Annotated in this window: 17 protein-coding genes and 1 pseudogene; 9 read left to right on the forward strand and 9 right to left on the reverse strand. The window is 37.2% G+C overall.

Going from position 1 to position 17,692, the window contains the following annotated elements; genetic code table 11:
- Nucleotides 1–127 precede the first annotated feature (127 nt).
- The 6 genes from HVN35_07285 to HVN35_07310 all read left to right on the forward strand — a co-directional run bounded on the left by HVN35_07285 (nucleotide 128) and on the right by HVN35_07310 (nucleotide 7,389).
- Nucleotides 128–895 (forward strand): metal-dependent transcriptional regulator, encoded by a 768-nt coding sequence (locus HVN35_07285; protein NYB52341.1) that lies wholly within the window; start codon nucleotides 128–130, stop codon nucleotides 893–895.
- Nucleotides 888–2,903, forward strand: a complete 2,016-nt coding sequence (gene feoB / locus HVN35_07290) for a ferrous iron transport protein B (protein ID NYB52342.1) — start codon at nucleotides 888–890, stop codon at nucleotides 2,901–2,903. Before HVN35_07285 ends, feoB begins: the two co-directional genes overlap by 8 nt.
- 160 nt (nucleotides 2,904–3,063) lie before the next feature.
- A complete protein-coding gene (acs, locus tag HVN35_07295) occupies nucleotides 3,064–4,968 on the forward strand; it encodes an acetate--CoA ligase (protein ID NYB52343.1) in 1,905 nt (634 codons plus the stop codon).
- A 195-nt stretch (nucleotides 4,969–5,163) separates the two neighbouring features.
- On the forward strand, nucleotides 5,164–5,367 hold the full coding sequence (locus tag HVN35_07300; protein ID NYB52344.1) for a hypothetical protein: 204 nt from the start codon (nucleotides 5,164–5,166) through the stop codon (nucleotides 5,365–5,367).
- A 77-nt stretch (nucleotides 5,368–5,444) separates the two neighbouring features.
- Nucleotides 5,445–6,020 carry an acetate uptake transporter gene (locus HVN35_07305; protein NYB52345.1) on the forward strand — a complete coding sequence of 192 codons (576 nt, stop codon included), beginning with the start codon at nucleotides 5,445–5,447 and terminating at the stop codon, nucleotides 6,018–6,020.
- 319 nt (nucleotides 6,021–6,339) lie between these two features.
- Nucleotides 6,340–7,389 carry a transposase gene (locus HVN35_07310; protein ID NYB52346.1) on the forward strand — a complete coding sequence of 350 codons (1,050 nt, stop codon included), beginning with the start codon at nucleotides 6,340–6,342 and terminating at the stop codon, nucleotides 7,387–7,389.
- A gap of 166 nt (nucleotides 7,390–7,555) precedes the next feature.
- On the opposite strand, the pseudogene HVN35_07315 reads toward HVN35_07310, so the two are convergent.
- The 5 genes and pseudogenes from HVN35_07315 to HVN35_07335 all read right to left on the reverse strand — a co-directional run bounded on the left by HVN35_07315 (nucleotide 7,556) and on the right by HVN35_07335 (nucleotide 11,579).
- Nucleotides 7,556–7,950: pseudogene (locus HVN35_07315) on the reverse strand (tautomerase family protein).
- Nucleotides 7,951–8,131: 181 nt separating this feature from the next.
- On the reverse strand, nucleotides 8,132–8,974 hold the full coding sequence (locus HVN35_07320) for a hypothetical protein (GenBank protein NYB52347.1): 843 nt from the start codon (nucleotides 8,972–8,974) through the stop codon (nucleotides 8,132–8,134).
- On the reverse strand, nucleotides 8,975–9,520 hold the full coding sequence (locus HVN35_07325) for a YIP1 family protein (protein ID NYB52348.1): 546 nt from the start codon (nucleotides 9,518–9,520) through the stop codon (nucleotides 8,975–8,977). It abuts the gene before it with no gap.
- Nucleotides 9,521–9,810: 290 nt separating this feature from the next.
- Nucleotides 9,811–11,010: a GMC family oxidoreductase gene (locus HVN35_07330; GenBank protein NYB52349.1), complete on the reverse strand. Its 1,200-nt coding sequence runs from the start codon at nucleotides 11,008–11,010 to the stop codon at nucleotides 9,811–9,813.
- A gap of 98 nt (nucleotides 11,011–11,108) precedes the next feature.
- Nucleotides 11,109–11,579, reverse strand: a complete 471-nt coding sequence (locus HVN35_07335) for a hypothetical protein (protein NYB52350.1) — start codon at nucleotides 11,577–11,579, stop codon at nucleotides 11,109–11,111.
- Between the two features lie 222 nt (nucleotides 11,580–11,801).
- On the opposite strand from HVN35_07335, the gene HVN35_07340 reads away from it, so the two are divergent.
- Complete coding sequence (locus HVN35_07340) at nucleotides 11,802–12,254, forward strand: metal-dependent transcriptional regulator (protein NYB52351.1); 453 nt, start codon at nucleotides 11,802–11,804, stop codon at nucleotides 12,252–12,254.
- Between the two features lie 181 nt (nucleotides 12,255–12,435).
- Nucleotides 12,436–13,164 carry a HEAT repeat domain-containing protein gene (locus tag HVN35_07345; protein ID NYB52352.1) on the forward strand — a complete coding sequence of 243 codons (729 nt, stop codon included), beginning with the start codon at nucleotides 12,436–12,438 and terminating at the stop codon, nucleotides 13,162–13,164.
- A 188-nt stretch (nucleotides 13,165–13,352) separates the two neighbouring features.
- Here the strand turns inward: HVN35_07345 and HVN35_07350 are convergent, their stop codons facing one another.
- Entirely contained in the window at nucleotides 13,353–13,811 is a 459-nt protein-coding gene (locus tag HVN35_07350; GenBank protein NYB52353.1) for an HIT family protein, read from the reverse strand.
- A 194-nt stretch (nucleotides 13,812–14,005) separates the two neighbouring features.
- Here HVN35_07350 and HVN35_07355 point away from each other — a divergent pair, with 194 nt between their 5' ends.
- The gene (locus HVN35_07355) at nucleotides 14,006–15,409 is read left to right on the forward strand and encodes an MFS transporter (GenBank protein NYB52354.1); all 1,404 of its coding nucleotides are present in this window, start codon (nucleotides 14,006–14,008) and stop codon (nucleotides 15,407–15,409) included.
- Between the two features lie 281 nt (nucleotides 15,410–15,690).
- On the opposite strand, the gene HVN35_07360 is transcribed toward HVN35_07355, so the two are convergent.
- The 3 genes from HVN35_07360 to HVN35_07370 form a co-directional block, all read right to left on the reverse strand.
- On the reverse strand, nucleotides 15,691–15,846 hold the full coding sequence (locus HVN35_07360; protein ID NYB52355.1) for a hypothetical protein: 156 nt from the start codon (nucleotides 15,844–15,846) through the stop codon (nucleotides 15,691–15,693).
- A gap of 6 nt (nucleotides 15,847–15,852) precedes the next feature.
- Nucleotides 15,853–16,119: a hypothetical protein gene (locus HVN35_07365; protein NYB52356.1), complete on the reverse strand. Its 267-nt coding sequence runs from the start codon at nucleotides 16,117–16,119 to the stop codon at nucleotides 15,853–15,855.
- A gap of 88 nt (nucleotides 16,120–16,207) precedes the next feature.
- The gene (locus tag HVN35_07370; GenBank protein NYB52357.1) at nucleotides 16,208–17,641 is read right to left on the reverse strand and encodes a M48 family metalloprotease; all 1,434 of its coding nucleotides are present in this window, start codon (nucleotides 17,639–17,641) and stop codon (nucleotides 16,208–16,210) included.
- Nucleotides 17,642–17,692: the final 51 nt, after the last annotated feature.

Genomic DNA, 17,692 nt, shown 5'->3' on the forward strand with positions numbered 1-17,692 from the left:
TTTTTTAGATTTTTTTATTAATGCATTGTTTTAGTCTCGATTAAATTATAGAAACTATATCAAAATTATATTAGGTAAACCTAATTTTTATATACTAATTCAACCCACTATTTTTAGGTGAGCTTAAATGACATCTGAGAAAACCGTGAGTGCAAATGCAGAGGAATATCTGGAGGTTCTCTATAAACTTTCACTGGAAGAAAGACCGGTGAAGACTACTAAAATTTCTAAAAAACTAAACATAGCCCCGGCAAGCGTTACACAGATGTTAAAAAAACTAGAAAAGGCTGGTTATGTTCATCATTCTCCTTACAAGGGAGTTACACTCACTGAGGAAGGATACACCATTGCCTCAAAGGTAACCCGAAAGCACCGTCTTCTGGAACGATTCCTGCACGATATACTTCACATAAAAATGGATAAGATACATGAACAGGCTTGTGAAATGGAACACTCGCTTTCAGATGATGCTGAACGGGCGATATGCCAGCTATTAGATCAGCCTGATGAATGTCCTGATGATGGGGAATTGATACCAGTCTGTGACTTTAAATTTGAAACCTGTGAGGAATGCCGAAAACGCAGGTTAGAAGAAGTAAATGAAGTTGGAAAACGGGATAAAAATTTAGTTGCTCTTACCAGCATGAAAAAATCGGAAATAGGCAAAGTTTCTTTTATCAGGGGGGATTATAAGGTTATCCGTAGATTAATGGATATGGGTATCACCATAGGTGTTGAAATATGTATTCTGGAAGTGGCACCATTCAAAGGACCAGTGGAAGTTCTGGTTAGGGGATCCAGACTTGCATTGGGGAGATCTATTGCCCGTAACGTATTTGTAGAAGTCATCAAGGATCACACGCCTCACACCCAAGGAGCACTATCATATGGTTAGGCTGCCCAGTTGTATAGAAAAAGAAGAATATGAGAAGAAACTTTCAAAAATAGGTTCTGAAAAAACCCCTTCAAAGGATTCTTCTCCCTATGATTTAAACATAGCTCTGGCAGGAAATGCCAACGTGGGTAAAAGTGTTATTTTTAATTATTTAACTGGTTCTGACCAGGTGGTTGGAAACTGGCCCGGTAAAACAGTGAAACTTGCCCAAGGAAATCTCCTGCATCATGGTCAGAAAATCCATATAATCGACCTTCCTGGAATATACTCCTTTTCAACCTTCTCCATGGAGGAAATCGTATCCAGAGAATACATAGCTTTTGATAACCCTCATGTTGTAATCAATGTTTTAGATGCCTCAGTCTTGGAGCGAAATTTATTTTTCACTCTGCAATTGATGGAAATGGAAGTGCCCATGGTAATTTGTGTCAATCAGATGGACATTGCCCGACAAAAAGGATATGAAATTGACATTAAAAAATTAGAAAAAGCTCTGGGAGTTCCTGTAGTAGCCACGGTGGCAGTCACTGGTGAAGGTTTATCTAAACTGGTGGATGAAGCAGTTAAGGTAGCTAAAAATTATAAAAAACCAGATAAGGTTTTAGAATATGGTGGTGAAGTTGAAAAAGCCATTAAAGAGCTTTCTACCTTTCTGTTATCTGAAAATATAGACATTGGCTATCCTGCCCGGTGGGTTGCCATCAAACTCCTAGAAAATGATCCGGAAATTAATAAAATGGTGCTTGCGGAATCTGTTCGGGCAATACAGTACTCCAATCACCTGGCACTCGAACTGGAAAAGATTCATGATGAGCCCTCTTTTGCCATCATTGCCTCGGAACGATACGTTCTGGCAAATAAGTTCGCTGCTGGGGCTCAGAAACAGACTAAATTCAAAATGACCTTATCTGAGAAACTGGATAAAGTATTAATTCACCCAGTGTACGGTTATTTCACATCAGCTCTGGTAATAATTGCATTGTTAGTCTGGACTTTTCTGGTGGGTAATTTTATATCAGGACTTATTACTGATGCTCTGAATTTCTTCCAACCCGTTGATCCAGCCTTATCAGGTCCTGCAATTGCAGTGTTATGGAATGGTGCATTTGGAGGTTTTGTGGCAGGTTTAACACTTATTGTTCCCTTTGTGATCCCATTTTATATTCTACTGGCTTATATTGAGAACTCAGGACTTTTAACCAGAGTGGCATTTATGATGGATAGTTTTATGCAAAAAATAGGTTTGCATGGTAAAGCTCTCATACCACTTATCTTGGGATACGGGTGTAGTGTCCCAGCCATTGACAGCACAAGAATATTGGAAACGCGGCGAGAAAGACTTTTAGCAGCATTTGCAATTACTTTTGCTCCCTGCGCCGCACGGACCATAATCATACTCAGTTTAGTGGCCATTTTTGTAAGCATATGGTGGGCCCTGGCACTTTACATTTTGGATTTAATGATAATATTTATCATGGGTAAAATTGCCCTTAAGGCCATGCCTGGAGAGTCCACCAGTCTTATCATGGAAATGCACTCTTTGAGAATTCCTTCATCAAATGTCATTTTAAAACAGACCTGGAACCGTACAAAATCCCTTACTTATCTGGTATTCCCCATTTTCATAGCAGGAAGTGCATTAATCCAGTTATTCTATGTGCTGGGAGTTCTTGGACCTATAAGTGATTTCATGACTCCTCTGACAGTTGGGTGGTTAATGCTCCCTGCATTTGCAGGAATACTCCTAATTGTGGGTGTTGTACGTAAAGAATTTGTATTACTAACTTTGGTATCGTTTGTGGGGACTGATCTATCCCTTGCTCTTAGTTCCCAGCAATTCATTGTTCTGGCTTTGGTAGGGATGCTCTACTTGCCATGCCTATCTACTATAAGCATATTAATCAGGGAATTTGGAATCAAGTCAGCAAGCATTATATCCGCAGCTAATTTAATCACTGCTTTTTTGGTGGGAGGTATTGTAGCACACCTCTTATCTCTTTTCTTATAGATTTTATAATCCAAGCATTATGTAATCATAATCCATCTAATTTATAATGATTAATCATAATTTATCATGATTAATAATAGTAAAATATATATAGTAAGAACAACTTACTAACCATCAGAATTAAAAAACTGATTTAAAAGCAGATAATGGCGGGAGAAGAATGGTACGTGATACCACAGTCCTCTTGGATGAGAGAAGAGTTTTCAAACCAAGCGAAGAAATCAAACAAATGGCCCATGTAAAAGATTGGGAAGAGGAAATCGAGAAAGGTAAAGATATTGAAAAATACTGGTCAGAGAAAGCTGAACAGTTCGAATGGTTCCAGAAATGGGATAAAGTTCTGGATGATTCCAATAAACCCTTTTTCAAATGGTTTGTAAACGGAAAGATCAATTTAGCTTACAATGCTGTGGACCGGTGGATTAAAACCGAGAAAAGAAACCAGGTAGCGATTCTCTACATAAATGAGCGCGGTGAAGAAGAAAAGATAACTTTCTATGAATTATACGTGCAGGTAAATAAACTGGCAAACGCCCTTAAAAACCTGGGAGTTAAAAAAGGGGACACAGTTTCCACCTACATGCCCATGTGTCCTGAGCTGTTGATTGCATTACTGGCCTGTACCAAAATCGGAGCCATACACAGTGTGGTTTATTCAGGACTAAGTGTTGGAGCCTTTGTGGATCGTATAAACGATGCTAAAGCCAAAGTACTCTTCACAGCTGATGGGACCTACAGAAGAGGGAAAATTATTAACCTAAAGTCCATTGCTGATGAAGCCATACTGCAGTGCCCCACAGTGGAAACTATTGTGGTGGTAAACCACACCGGCACACCCATAGAAATATCAGAACTATCTGGAAGAGAAATCTTCTTTGATCGGCTGGTGGAAGGTGAACCCTCCCATTGCAAGCCGGAACCCATGGATGCTGAGGATCCACTCTTTATCCTTTACACATCTGGAAGCACAGGTAAGCCCAAAGGAGTTCTGCACACAGTTGCTGGTTATATGGTGGGAACAGCCACCACACTTCGCCAAGTGTTTGACATCCATGATGATGATCTCTGGTGGTGTACAGGGGATATTGGCTGGATCACCGGACACAGCTATGTGATCTACGGACCACTACTCCTGGGAACCACCACTGTGGTATATGAAGGAGCACCAGACTACCCAGACCCAGGGGTGTGGTGGAAGATTGTGGAAAAATATGGTGTAACCAAATTCTACACTGCACCTACTGCCATCCGACACTTAATGCGATTCGGAACCAGATACACCAACTTGTACAACTTGGACTCCCTTCGTATTCTGGGAACAGTGGGAGAACCAATAAATCCCGAAGCTTGGATGTGGTATTACAAAAATGTGGGTAAAGAAAAATGTCCCATCATGGATACCTGGTGGCAAACCGAAACAGGCATGCACCTTATATCACCACTGCCAGTTTCACCACTTAAACCAGGCTCAGCCACCCGGCCACTACCCGGAATTGATGCTGATGTGGTAGATGCCGAAGGCAACCCGGTTCCCATGGGAAAAGGAGGATACCTGGTCATTAAAAAACCATGGCCTGCCATGTTCCGAACACTCTATAAGGATGAAGAAAGATTCCTTGATGTTTACTGGAAAGAATATCCAGGATGCATATACCGGGCAGGTGACATGGCCCGCAAAGATGAAGACGGGTACTTCTGGATCCAGGGAAGAAGCGATGATGTATTGAAAATAGCAGGTCACCGCATAGGATCAGCAGAAGTAGAATCAGCCTTTGTGGCCCACCCTGCAGTGGCTGAAGCAGCAGTTATAGGAAAATCAGATCCCATTAAGGGAGAAGTTATTAAAGCATTCATTATCCTCCGGGAAGGTTATGAACTTAAAACACAACTCATTGAAGACCTAAAAAAACACGTCAGATATGAACTGGGACCTGTAGCAGTACTGGGAGAGATTGTACAAGTGGATAAACTTCCCAAAACCCGAAGTGGTAAAATCATGCGTAGGATTTTACGCGCCCAGGAAGAAGGAGAAGACCTGGGAGACACCTCAACATTGGAGGAGTAAAACCTCCAATAATATTGAGAAATACCTCAATGGAGGAATAATTTATGATTAGTCTAAAGTGAACATTTAAAAAGTGAAAATTTGATTCATAGTCAAATGTGATTTAATCTATTATTAAATAATAATAGGAGAAAATAGAGAAAATCGAGATTAAAAAGAGATTTATGAATATATGATGAAAAAAATGGTGGTTTCATGCCCCGAATAACTAGATACAGAGGTTATAAAGAACCTTATAATTCCAATGCTAATTGTAATGCGCCAAGTTATAGTGGATACTGCATGCAAGAGAAAGAAGAGATATTAAATGAACTCTCATTTAATATGATGGAGAAAATGTACCAGCGCGAGGTTTACAGCATACGCAGGAATAGAATGTCCTGGCAAATGTCTAAATAATCCCATGAGAATATGTGAAAATCTTCAAAAAAATAGAGAGGTACAGAATATAAAGGAACAAGTAGGGGGATTTTACAATGGAAACCGAAAAAACCATTGCAATAAAAGATCTAACTGCAAACCCAGCTCCTTTAGGATTGCTGGGTTTCGGTTTGACCACGGTGTTATTGAATTTGCATAATGCTGGACTTTTTCCCATTAACAGTATGATTCTGGCAATGGGAATAGCCTATGGGGGAATCGCCCAGATTATGGCATGTGCCATGGAGTACAAGAAAGGAAACACATTTGGAACAGTGGCTTTCGGGTCCTATGGTCTATTCTGGTGGAGTTTCGTCCTATTACTGGTACTTCCTAAACTGAATCTGGCAGCAGCTCCGGATAAACTATCACTTGCAGCATATCTTTTTATGTGGGGATTATTTACCCTAGTGATGTTCTTTGGAACTTTGAAACTTAGTCGAGGACTACAGGTTATCTTCGGAGCACTGGCAATCCTCTTCTTCCTACTGGCATTAGGTGATGTAACTGGTAACGCCACCATAACCTTAATCGCCGGTTATGAAGGAATATTCACAGGATTTGCAGCAGTTTACGTGGGTCTGGCACAAGTTTTAAACGAAACCTATGGCCGGGATATGTTACCCACCTAACAAATCAGATTTATTTAAATAGCTTCCCGCCTCCGAAAGCGCTATTTAAATAATAAAACTTCCTCTGGTCACCTGGAGGAAGTCTATTTTTCTTATTTTCAAATTTTTTGCATAAATCTAATATTTTAATTTAATTCATATAGGGTGTTAGATTTAATGTGATAATCTAGGCATTTTTAACTGATTTTTTTGCTTAAATTTGCGTGTATTATAGTTGGTTTATAAAAGTACATTTCCAAATCTTTTTATATTAATTTTAAAGGTTTTTATATCGAAAAACTTAAATAATGGCTTTTACATAGTACTTTTGGTGAATAAAATGAAAATGCCATTAGTTCACGATATAAAAAACCCTAAATGTAACTTGTTGGACGTAATATTTATAGATATCGACTCTAGAGAAACTCGGCAGGAATTAAGTCGAAATGGTATGAAACCAGTTAATAAGGTGTTAAGTGCCATAAAAATTAGATTAATTGCCATGTTTTATGGAATTGATATTAAATATGTTGTAGATGAGTTAAATAACAGTGAAGAGTTGAGAAAAGCATTCAGGTTCAAATCGACTTTAGATTATTTAGAACTTTCAGAGGTTTTCTCACGCTTTGACGACTGCCAAGTACTTGAATTTGTTTTGAAACGTTTAAATAAAGAATTTAAAAAGGATGTGAGGGGAAATAGGAAGATAATCATTGATTCAACGGATATCCGTTTTAGAATAAATCTTGAAAAAAGGTATTATGATGATCGAACTTTAGAAGAAAATGGCTATGAATTTGGCTTTTCTAGCTCCAAAAAGAAATTTATTGGAGGAAAATTAACAATAGCCATGGATTACGACACTTGCCAACCATTAGCCATGCTATTCCACCCCGGTGCAGTTCACGACAGCCAAATTTATCTAGAAATCCTAGAAGACCTGAAAAGAAGAAGAATACTAAAAAAAGGAGACTTAGTGCTAGCTGATAAAGGCTATTTCAGCTTCAAAAACTATGGGTCTGGATTAATGGACTATAAAATCGTTCCTTTAATCCGACCAAAGAAAAATACACGAAAAGACAGAGTTTTCAGCCAATTTAACTACCCATTAGAGTTATGCTGTGTGGAAACTCCATTAAAAACATTATACAGACGTCTAGTGACTAAATTAAGTAAATTATACGACAAATGGGACTATTTAAAGTCCATACGAAGCAAAATTGAAGCTTTTATCAAATTCTTCAAGAATGGAGTCGGTTATGAACAAGTACCATCTTATACATACAAATCAGTAGCAAAAACGACATATTTAAGTGTACTTTTAGCAGCCTTAATAGTATCCAAACTAAAACCAGATAACAAGCAACTACAACGGCTCGCTGAAATGTAAAAATCTAACACCCTATAATTCATATATTCATATAATATTAGATAGACCTCCAATTAGGTGATATATAATTATTAATTTTATTTGTTGTACTAATATAACAATACTAATTATAGAAAGTTTCAAAGAAAATTCAAGAAATTTTTAAATAATAAATAGGATTAATTTATCAAACATCGATTTTAAACCCAAAATCAACTTCACTTGCAGGCTGGCCTTCACGAATACTCCAATTTTCCATGGGAGGTTCTAAAAGCAGGATAAAAATATCATGGCCATCAATACCAGGATTTTCACCTAAATTTTTGACGATATTTTCATATAATAATTTTTTAGCTATAAATGAACGATCAGGAAATGCAGTTATCTGAATGAGAGTAACATCAGAACTACGTTCTGGTGAACATTCAAAGTATTCCTCATCCGGTTCATAAACCCGCTGAAAACGGTCAGTCAGGTATTTTAAATGACTCTACCAAGGCTTTGTGAACTCCGTCTAATATGGCTTTTTTATATAATTTTATTTTTACCTTTTCGAATCTCAATTTTTACCAGTGAACACATTTTATTAACCTGAAGTGTTTATTCATAAATTTAAGAGGGATATAAATTATCCATCCCTTTTTAAATAGATTACATGCCTTTATACTATTTTTTCTGCCAGAACAACCCAAGATAAAAAAATAGAATGAAAAAAGAAAAAAATAAAAAAGGAAAAAAATGTACTCATTCCCCAGATACGCTTTTATTGTGGGAACATTTCCAGGGGCATGTAAAACATGTTAATGTTTACTCCCCCAAGACCCACCGTACTTTCAATCTGCAGTTTAGAGGACTTTTTAGAATAGTCTTTACTTTCAATTACAGTATTGGTGGTGTTATTAACCAGTACATTGAAGTTGTTGGGTTCGAATATCAGCCCTCCCAGATCCACGGTTCCTTTAACCTGATATCCAAGATTGGAAGCTGGCTGAATCTGCAGATTCACTCCTCCAATCTGAATATTGGTATGAATGGTTCCAGTAGATGAGAACTTTTCAGGAAGGACCTGAACCGCAAAGCCCCCCAAATTAACACTCAAATCCATTCGATTAAAGGTTGAATTTCCCAGAACCACAGTTCCTCCACCAACATATTTGATGGAAGTGTTAACATTATCTAATTTTCCGTTATTATCCAAGTATAAACCAAAACCACCTACTTTGGTCTGTAAGTTGGTGTTGTAGGTGCACCTGTTACCAAGAGCTATACTGGCAGATCCACTGTCCAGTAGAAGGTTTACATCCAATACATCTCCGTTGCGTGTATAAGTTACACTGGGTTCTCTGGAGTTTTCCTCTCGTTCAATAGATATATCATAAAGGTTTTCTGATTTATTCTGGAATTTAACACCAATTCCTGATGTATTACCCTGGAAATTAATGTTAACCCGGTTAATTCCAGCTATCTGAGCGTCATTAAGCGTGTAGTTATTGCTAATTGTTTTCTCCTTCCCTTGAGGTCCGGCTATCATGTGATTTGCAGCGGCAAGCAGGGAAAATATCAGCACCAAAATAATGACAATTCCCAGAATTCTTATAGTCTTCATCTATAAAACCCCCAGTATAAGACTTATCACAATAATAATCAGGGCAGGAATTCCCATGACTGATAGGAATGATTTGCCTATCCCTATTTTGTGTTCAGCATCTACAGCTACTGCAGCAATGACTACCATCCAGATAATCATTAATAAACCTAATAAAAACGATGAGAACACTGAACCTGTCAGCATCAAAGTTGCCAGTCCAAAAATCCCCAGTAAATAGGAAACAGAAATAAAACCAAAAAGTCCAAAGGTATTTTTAAAGTCACCTTCACCCTTAAAAATAAAAATAGCAACTAAGTAACTTATAATTGCCCATATTAGTGTTTTTATCACAGCCAGTACAATAAGTAACACTGCGAAAATAATTGCCACTAAAAAGTTGCTTGAAAGTCCTCCGGCCATGAAACCCAGTAACGCTGCAAAGAAAATCAAAAAATAAAGACCATTCATCGGTTTTTTATCTTCCAGGGTTTTCTGGAAGAATTTCTCTGGCACCACAAGAACTTCTGCCATCCCCTCAAAAATTCTCAGGATATTTTCTTTCAATGAAATCACCATTAATAACCACTAAATATATGTCTCTATAATTTATTTTTCTATAATTTATTGATACTAATCCTGGATATAATTTTCTCGGGTGATTGAAGTTCTCTAAATCCTTATATTACATAGGTTGTGTTAAATCAATAAAGCAAAAAAAAGCTTTTAAGATATTCTTAATAATTAATTTCTCTAAAAAATCATTAAAGAGGATGTTAAGGAATCTAAACCCGAGATAGATTAATATTAATTTAATTATGTACCTATTTGGTTATGGGATAACTTAAAAATAGTATCTAACCTATGGTCTTAATATGGTTTGCAAGTCGTTTAGCCAGTGCTAGAATAGTTAAAACTGGTGGTGCACCCGGTGCTCTGGGAAGAACACTGGCATCGCATACATAAAGGCCTTCTATTTCTGTTTCCAGATTTTTATCTACTACTTCACCCATTGCTGCGGTTCCCCCGGGATGTGCTCCTCTGGCTGGGGTTGAAACAAGGGTGGCTGGATCAACTCCAGCTCTTGTAAGGATAGAACCAGCAAGGGCTGAACCTCTAGCAATAAGACCTATATCATGGGATGTGTTATTTTTCACTACACGGTATTTTTCAACATAACCATCCCTTTCATCTTTAATCTTCACCATCATTCCCAGCACATCCTTCTCTTTGAAGCCGTGTTTTTCGAACCTGGATGTAAGTAAACCTGAATAATGTGGTGCAAGTATGAATCCATCTCCTTTATACAATGCATTCATGGAAACTTCTTTGTAAAAATCTATGCCTCTGAGCACTCCTCCCACAGTTACAAATGTATCCACAAAAAGATGCCTTCCAGCCTCTAAACCTGCAGAACTAAGCAATCGAGGGGTTTCAATAGCTCCAGCACACAAAATTACCAGATCTGCGTTGTATTCCTGTTTGTGACATCTAACACCCGTAACTTGGTTATTATTAATGATAAGCTCATTAACGGGTGAATTATGAATTATTCGGGCACCAAATTCTAGTGCTTCATCGAGATAGTTAAGTGAAGTCCATTTAGCATTCCGTGGGCAACCCATTGAGCATTTACCACAGGGAATACATTCCAGGGGGTTGATAAATTTAGGCATTTTCTCCATGCTTAGTCCCATAGAAGCAGAGGCTTCCATTATTTTCAAGGTACCCTCACCAAAGTGTGATGGGGGAAGTGTTCCTACATGTAGTTCACTTTCCACTTCTTGGAATTCTTTATCAAGGTTGATTCCTATTTTTTTAAAATCCTCCTGGCAGGTACGAACAGCGTTTCCTGCTGTGACCAGGGTGGTTCCACCCAGACAGGTGGTTTTCAGAAGTTCAACACCCACATCAAGATTATCATAACATTCATAGGATTTATCAGGGGAAACAGATCTTCCTTTCTCCAGAATAGTCACTTTAAACCCGCTAATAGTCAGTTCCCTGGCAATGGTCGCTCCGCCCGCCCCTGAACCTACAATTATTATGTTTCTCATATTAGCCACTACATCTTTTCAGGGTTTTAAATGTTAGATGTCTGCAATCAAATTAATAACTGTTAAAAAATTTTGATTAAAAAAATTATACCTAAAAACTACAGCTTTCTGTTAAGAGTTCTTCTTTTAGGTTTTGATTTACTTTTTAGGATTTTCCTAGGGCTTTTAACGGTCACGGGACGTTTTGGTCTGTCCTGTGGTTTGAATATTTTATCTGCAAAGTATCCTCCAATGGCACCCATAAAACCATAAATACACAATCCTACTATTAAACCTAATATTAGAGTGAATAAACCTTCAATACCATAACTTATACCAATAACAACTGGATTAGGTAGTTGATAGGGTAGGTCAGGTGGTGTGAACAAACATATAAAGAAATAAATTAAACAAAGAGCTCCTGCTGCCATTGAACCTACTTTATAGCTTGCTTCCTCGTCATTGGTTAGATAAACCGCCACAAAACCAACGATGGCCAGTGAAAAAATTCCTCCGATATTCAAAAAAGCCAGAATGAAGCCCAGTATAATACTGGTTAAAATGGCAAGTTCCAGGTTAAAGTTAGGCATTGGAAACATTCCTCTTTTGTAATATTACTTTATTATATCTTCTATTCCTATTAAACCAATTTCATCTATTTATATTTGACTTAATAAGGATTTTCCATACACTGTGTTCGAATAAATGCTAAACTTAAAAATATATGTATTTTATAAAATTATTTATTAATTTTATGATAATTCTTGTGGAAAGATAAAGTTAATAGAATCAAAAAACAGAAAAAATATATGATGAGAGTTAATTCAAAAAAAATCACCCGTAGTGTGGAGGATTATTTAGAAGCTATGTACTCATTGGAAAAAGGCCAAGGAACCATTCGGGTGAAAGACGTAGCACAAACACTGGGAGTCAAGCCTCCAAGTGTAGTAGAAGCAGTTAAAAAACTTTCCAATATGGATCTTGTTTCATATGAACGTTATGGTACTATTAAGTTGAAGGATGAGGGAATCAGGATTGCAGAAGTTGTAAATTGTAGACATCAATTAATTAAAGATTTTCTAACCCTCTTGGGAGTAAAGGATAGTGTTGCTGAGAAAGATGCCTGTTCCATGGAACATGTAATGGATGTGTCCACCATGTATAAATTAAGAAAGTTTATAGAATTTGTTCAAATTCATCCCAATGCCAGTGATTTCATGGAAGAATTCCAAGCATATGCCAGTGAAGAAAATAATACGAAATAATAACTTATCTAAGAAAAAAACTTTATCTATATTTGAAATCTTTAAAACAATCAAAGAGATTAGAGGGTATTAAGCATTTAGATGCTATTAAAAATAGAAATTTAAATTCAGGAGATAAAATTAGAAGATAATATTTTTAGAAGCTTTCTATGGTGGAAAATGAAAATTAAGGGTGAAAAGTATGGGGATTTTTGATGGAACTTACAATCCAGATGTGGAAAAAATGGAAATTGAAGGAGATGTTAAGGGCCTGATTAAAACCTTAAAAAAAGGAGATAATAAAAACCGCGCCTTGGCTGCCAGGGCAATGTCCCGGTTTAAAGATGAAAAGGTGGTAGAAGCCCTTATTGATGCTTTGGCTTATGATGATGGTGATGTGCGATGGAATGCTGCAAGATCCCTCGGTAAAATCGGTGCTGCTGATGCAACCCCTTTTCTACTGAAAATCCTTCGCGATGAAAAATGGTATGTGCGCCAACATGCTGCTGAAGCCTTGGGTGAAATTGGGGATAAAAGAGCGCTACTGCCTCTTTTAGAATCCTTGAAAGATGAGAAAATCAGGAACAGCGTGGCAATTGCACTGGGTCGCCTGGGTGATCCCCGCGCAGTGGACCATTTAATAGATTCTCTTAAAGATGATGATTTCAGCTTTCGCAGTGCTGCAGAAGAAGCTTTGGGCATGATAGGTGATAAAAAAGCAGTACCAGTTCTTATAGAAGCATTAAAAGATAAAGATGTCAGTGTTCGCCGTCATGCTGCCGGTGCATTAGGTAAAATAGGTGATGAAAGGGCTATTAAACCTTTGCTGGATGCTATGGATGATGAGAAGTGGTATGTTCGCTTACAAGTAGAAGAAGCCATACAGGAGCTTAATAATCGCCTGAAGGAAAATCAAGAAAAAGAGAATTAAAATCTTATAATTAAAATCTTATAAATATTCTCTTTCATCTTATTTTTCATCTAATTTTACATCTAGATTTATTTTGTTAACAGATTAAGCTTTCAATTATTTTAATCATGATTTTATCCATTTGCATATATGATTGCAAATTGGGAAGGGGGGGGTAAGTTTTTCTAATTAGGTTAAAATCTTTAATATTATAAAAATTTTCTTATCTCATTGGCTATTTCTTCCCTAACATCTTTTGATATTTTTTTAGGTGGTCTAGGGCGCATGTAACCAAAATGCGGATCCTCAAAGATGTGTCCTGCAAATTCTACCGGGTGGTTGTAACGTGGTATAAAATGCCAGTGTAAATGAGGCTCTAAAGTGTCTTCCAGATAAAAAGTGTTCATTAAACAGCCCCAGTTAAAAAGAGTAGCATCAAATGCATTTTTCACTGATGATTCCATTCTCTCCAGGAGTTTGATGAAATCCTGCCATTCATCTGTTTTAAGGCCGGACAAAGTCTTGTGGTTCCTTTTAAGTGCCACTACACAGGTTGCCAGATTGCTTTGATTAGGGGCTAAAAACACAATCCAGTGATCAGTCTGCAGCAGTGGATCTCCAAAGTTATATTCAACCAATTTCTCGCAGTAAGGACATTCAATACTCATTTGCATAAATCTCCCTAAGATTTAAAATAATTAAAAATACTTACTCCCGTCATTACATCAACATTTCTGGGATTAGTTACTAAATAAACACTATGTTCTATAAGATTGTAACTATTGATATAACTCATTGATATAACTCTGAAACAGAGAGGTAAAAAAATAGAGTTCACCTCACTTGAGGGGGGATAAAGTGCATGGCTACTGAAAGGGGTTCATCAAGTACAGTGCTTACCAGTAAATCAACTCAAATAGTATGTTTGACTTCGGTTGTAATTAGCTCCTTTTTAATACCTTTTATGGGATCATCAGTTAACATAGCCCTCCCACTAATCCAAAATGATCTATCAGTTGATATTCTTATTTTAGGGTGGATTCCAATGGCATTTGTTCTGGCTAATGCTGCATTGGTATTGACCTTCGGTAGGTTAGCAGACATACATGGTCGTAAGAAAGTTTTCACCTGGGGATTAATAGTTTATATATTAGCTTCTTTTTTGGCTGGTTTCTCAAATTCAGGGACGATTCTGGTTTTATTCAGTTTTCTGCAGGGAGTAGGATGTGCCATGATCTTCGCCACTGGAGTGGCTCTCCTGATATCTATTTTCCCCCATAAACGGAGGGGTGAAATTTTAGGTATCTATCTCACTTCGGTTTATGTGGGTCTTTTTATGGGACCCTTGCTGGGAGGTTTCCTGGCCCAGTGGTTAGGATGGAGAAGTATATTTTTTGCCAACATCCCCCTGGGTTTGTTTGCATTAATCCTAATCCTTGCAGGCTTTGAAGGTGAATGGAAAAGTAGCTCTGGTAAGAGATTCGATAAAAAAGGTTCCATCATTTACATAGTTTCCCTATCCACTTTTATTTATGGGGTTTCAACATTTCAAGATTTTTCAGGCAAAATTTTACTAATGGTAGGTTTAATGGGTTTAATTATATTTTTGCACATGGAAAGAAAATCTAAAAATCCAGTTTTGCCAGTTACCGTCTTTAAAAACCAAACCACTAAATTCTCAGGATTAGCTCTTTTAATGATTACTGTTGCTACATCAGGAATTTGGACTCTTCTTAGCTTATACTTGCAGGATCTTAGGGGTTTGGATCCATTTATTTCTGCACTAATTCTGGCTGTTCAGCCAATGGCGGTGGCTTTTTTATCACCATTAGTAGGTCGTATGGCTGATAAGAGCGATAAAAGTTTCCTGAACATAACTGGAACCATATTATGCACCATTGGACTTTTAATACTTGCCATTGTAGGTGAAAGATCTTCCTTAACCCTGGTTTTAGGGGGATTATTAATAATCGGGGTGGGAATGGGATTTTTCTCTACTCCCACTAATCGTAATTTTCTTAAATCATTAACCAGTACTTTTTATGCTGTTGGGTCTGCTGCACTTTCTACAATGGTATATGTTGGTCAGACAGTGAGTTTAGGGGTTCTTTTATTTATTCTTACTATTTATATGGGAAATGCACAATTAACAGCTGAAAAATATCCTTTATTTATGGATGGAATGCATATCTCTTTCATAATATTCGCTATTTTTAGTTTATTAGCAGCATATTTCACTTTAAGAGTCAAAGAGAAAAATCAATAAATCTAATATCTATTGGATAATAAATCCAGAAAAGAAATCTATCATTATTAAAAAAAGCCAGACAAAATATTATTTAAGATAAAATTAAGAAATATACAAGAATAATAACAGTTGAGTATCTATTAGATTGGTTATCTATTAGATAGGCTTATAAGAGATAGATGCATACTCTTTTTGGGAAGTTCGGCTCAAGAAAAAGAATCTAAAACTTCTGAATTTACGGGGCTGTGATAGTAAATATTATTTTTTTATAGATTGTAAACAACGTGCTTTCATGGAATTTAGGTTATATAGCACCCATCTTTCAGGATGTTCTCTGGATATTCAACATTTCCATCGCAGCCACAATCATTGCCAATACCATCTTTCTGGCAAATCATCCTGCTTGGTTTGGAAGCATCATCGACATAATGAATTAAGGAGATAATGAACTTCATTGATGCTTATTTTAAGAGACCATGAACATGATATTCTACTTCTAATTTAAGAGCTTTCAATAGTTCTTCTAGGTGTTCATCCTCCCAGGGTTCATCATTATTCAAAAAACAATCAAATTTTAAGCTGGAACCTTCAATATCTATACTATAATCTTCAATATTACAAATAGAATCCTTATCTAATCTTGAAATCTCATCAACCGATAAAGTTACGTTAATACGAGCATTCCACCCGTTTAAGGTTTTATCTACCCATTCAACATTTACATGCATGAGTTTTTCTCCTAAAAGTTTGATATGCTATTTGATTTTTGCATGATGCTTTTTCCATGGATTAATTGTTCTATTGGGGGGAGAATTGTTATTTAATTTTAAGGGATCTTTTAAAACCATTAATAACATCTTTAGCAGAGGTTAGAAGAGGGTCTTTAACCTTTACCGGTGTTTTCATATTTTCCAGACGATCTATGCGGAAATATATGGGGGGATGGGGGTCAAAGTTCAACCAGCTGGGAAGTCTGGTGGGTGATATTCTTTCAGCGTGGAGGCGCTGGTAACCTATTTTACGCAGTGCCTCTGCCAGAACATGTGGTTGGCCAATTTTCATTGCAGATAAGAGATCTGCCCTTGTTTCAAAGAATTTGGCTATGAAAAAGATAAGTCCCAGTGCCACGATAAGATAAAGTAGGGGAGAAACGGCAACCAGGGGGAATAGCAGGCTGAAACGCAGGATGAATTCCAATGAGATAATACTGAAAAGTATGATTGGATCTCTACCCATCAGATGACCCATTTCATGGCCAATTACTGAAAGTATTTCGTTTTCTTCTAATTGTACCAAAAGTCCGGTGGTTATAAGCACCAAACTCCGGTTGGGACTGGGGCCAGTGGCAGCAGCATTAGGGATCATGGTGTTACTTAATGCTACACTGGGAGTGTTTATTCCGAACTTTCCCGCTGCATCTTCAACGAGACGGTAAACATCAACCACCTTGGAAACCTTCAGATCAGCGTTACATTTAAATCCATATTCATTGAATACCTCTTCTCCTAACTCACAGGTTGGTTCTAGGCCCATGGCGAGACTTTTCTGGTAGATTTCATTTTTCATTTTAATAATCATATCCTTACCGAATTTTTCCCGGAATTTCAAATAATCATCCAGTGGTAATTGGTATTCCAGAATGTGCACCCTGGGATTCTCGGCAGTGATCCTCCAGTCACTGCTACGGAGCAATATACGATCAGAAAATAGTACGATAACCAGTTGCAGGGCTAAAATAGCAACAATTGCCATTAAAACACCTAATGATATAAATAAAATTATGTTCACTGCAAAAAAAAGGACATATACCAAAATCATATTACTTCCAAACATACGGAAGGATGCCTTTTTGCGGCTGCTGGGAGGGTCTTCAGGGATGATTTCGTCCCCTTCAACCCAGGCAAAGTAAAGGGTGGCCTGGCGAATGTTATCCTCATACACCTGAACTGCAATTAAAATTTCCTCTTCAAGTGAATCCATTTTTTGGGAAATATCAATATCTGCTGGAACACTTACTGGATCCATCTTTACTTTGAAGGGGTTAGCTGCCTCTATCTTTACACTCACTCCCCAGTCTTCCTTTGGATGGATTGCAGTAAAGCTTAAATATGTAGAACCATTTTCTACAGTTTTTAAAACGTTCTTGAAATAATCAGGTTGAGTTAAAAGATAATATTCTCGTATAAAATCCAAAGCTTCCTCCAGATGCCCTGATGAAAGTTCAGTGTCTATGGTGAAATTTTTTTCCAATTATTAGTCTCCTAATGATTAAATGGAATATTCTTTTTGATTATAATTTAA

The organism is Methanobacteriaceae archaeon (assembly GCA_013403005.1).
Lineage (GTDB): Archaea > Methanobacteriota > Methanobacteria > Methanobacteriales > Methanobacteriaceae > Methanobacterium.

What these genes read in the sequence shown, in the direction of transcription:
- HVN35_07350 (NYB52353.1), bottom strand. Translation starts at nt 13,811, where the DNA reads ATGAGTATTGAATGTCCTTACTGCGAGAAATTGGTTGAATATAACTTT.
- HVN35_07340 (NYB52351.1), top strand. Translation starts at nt 11,802, where the DNA reads ATGAGAGTTAATTCAAAAAAAATCACCCGTAGTGTGGAGGATTATTTA.
- HVN35_07305 (NYB52345.1), top strand. Translation starts at nt 5,445, where the DNA reads ATGGAAACCGAAAAAACCATTGCAATAAAAGATCTAACTGCAAACCCA.
- HVN35_07360 (NYB52355.1), bottom strand. Translation starts at nt 15,846, where the DNA reads ATGAAGTTCATTATCTCCTTAATTCATTATGTCGATGATGCTTCCAAA.
- HVN35_07355 (NYB52354.1), top strand. Translation starts at nt 14,006, where the DNA reads ATGGCTACTGAAAGGGGTTCATCAAGTACAGTGCTTACCAGTAAATCA.
- HVN35_07285 (NYB52341.1), top strand. Translation starts at nt 128, where the DNA reads ATGACATCTGAGAAAACCGTGAGTGCAAATGCAGAGGAATATCTGGAG.
- HVN35_07365 (NYB52356.1), bottom strand. Translation starts at nt 16,119, where the DNA reads ATGCATGTAAATGTTGAATGGGTAGATAAAACCTTAAACGGGTGGAAT.
- HVN35_07330 (NYB52349.1), bottom strand. Translation starts at nt 11,010, where the DNA reads ATGAGAAACATAATAATTGTAGGTTCAGGGGCGGGCGGAGCGACCATT.
- acs (NYB52343.1), top strand. Translation starts at nt 3,064, where the DNA reads ATGGTACGTGATACCACAGTCCTCTTGGATGAGAGAAGAGTTTTCAAA.
- HVN35_07345 (NYB52352.1), top strand. Translation starts at nt 12,436, where the DNA reads ATGGGGATTTTTGATGGAACTTACAATCCAGATGTGGAAAAAATGGAA.
- HVN35_07300 (NYB52344.1), top strand. Translation starts at nt 5,164, where the DNA reads ATGCCCCGAATAACTAGATACAGAGGTTATAAAGAACCTTATAATTCC.
- HVN35_07320 (NYB52347.1), bottom strand. Translation starts at nt 8,974, where the DNA reads ATGAAGACTATAAGAATTCTGGGAATTGTCATTATTTTGGTGCTGATA.
- feoB (NYB52342.1), top strand. Translation starts at nt 888, where the DNA reads ATGGTTAGGCTGCCCAGTTGTATAGAAAAAGAAGAATATGAGAAGAAA.
- HVN35_07335 (NYB52350.1), bottom strand. Translation starts at nt 11,579, where the DNA reads ATGCCTAACTTTAACCTGGAACTTGCCATTTTAACCAGTATTATACTG.
- HVN35_07310 (NYB52346.1), top strand. Translation starts at nt 6,340, where the DNA reads ATGAAAATGCCATTAGTTCACGATATAAAAAACCCTAAATGTAACTTG.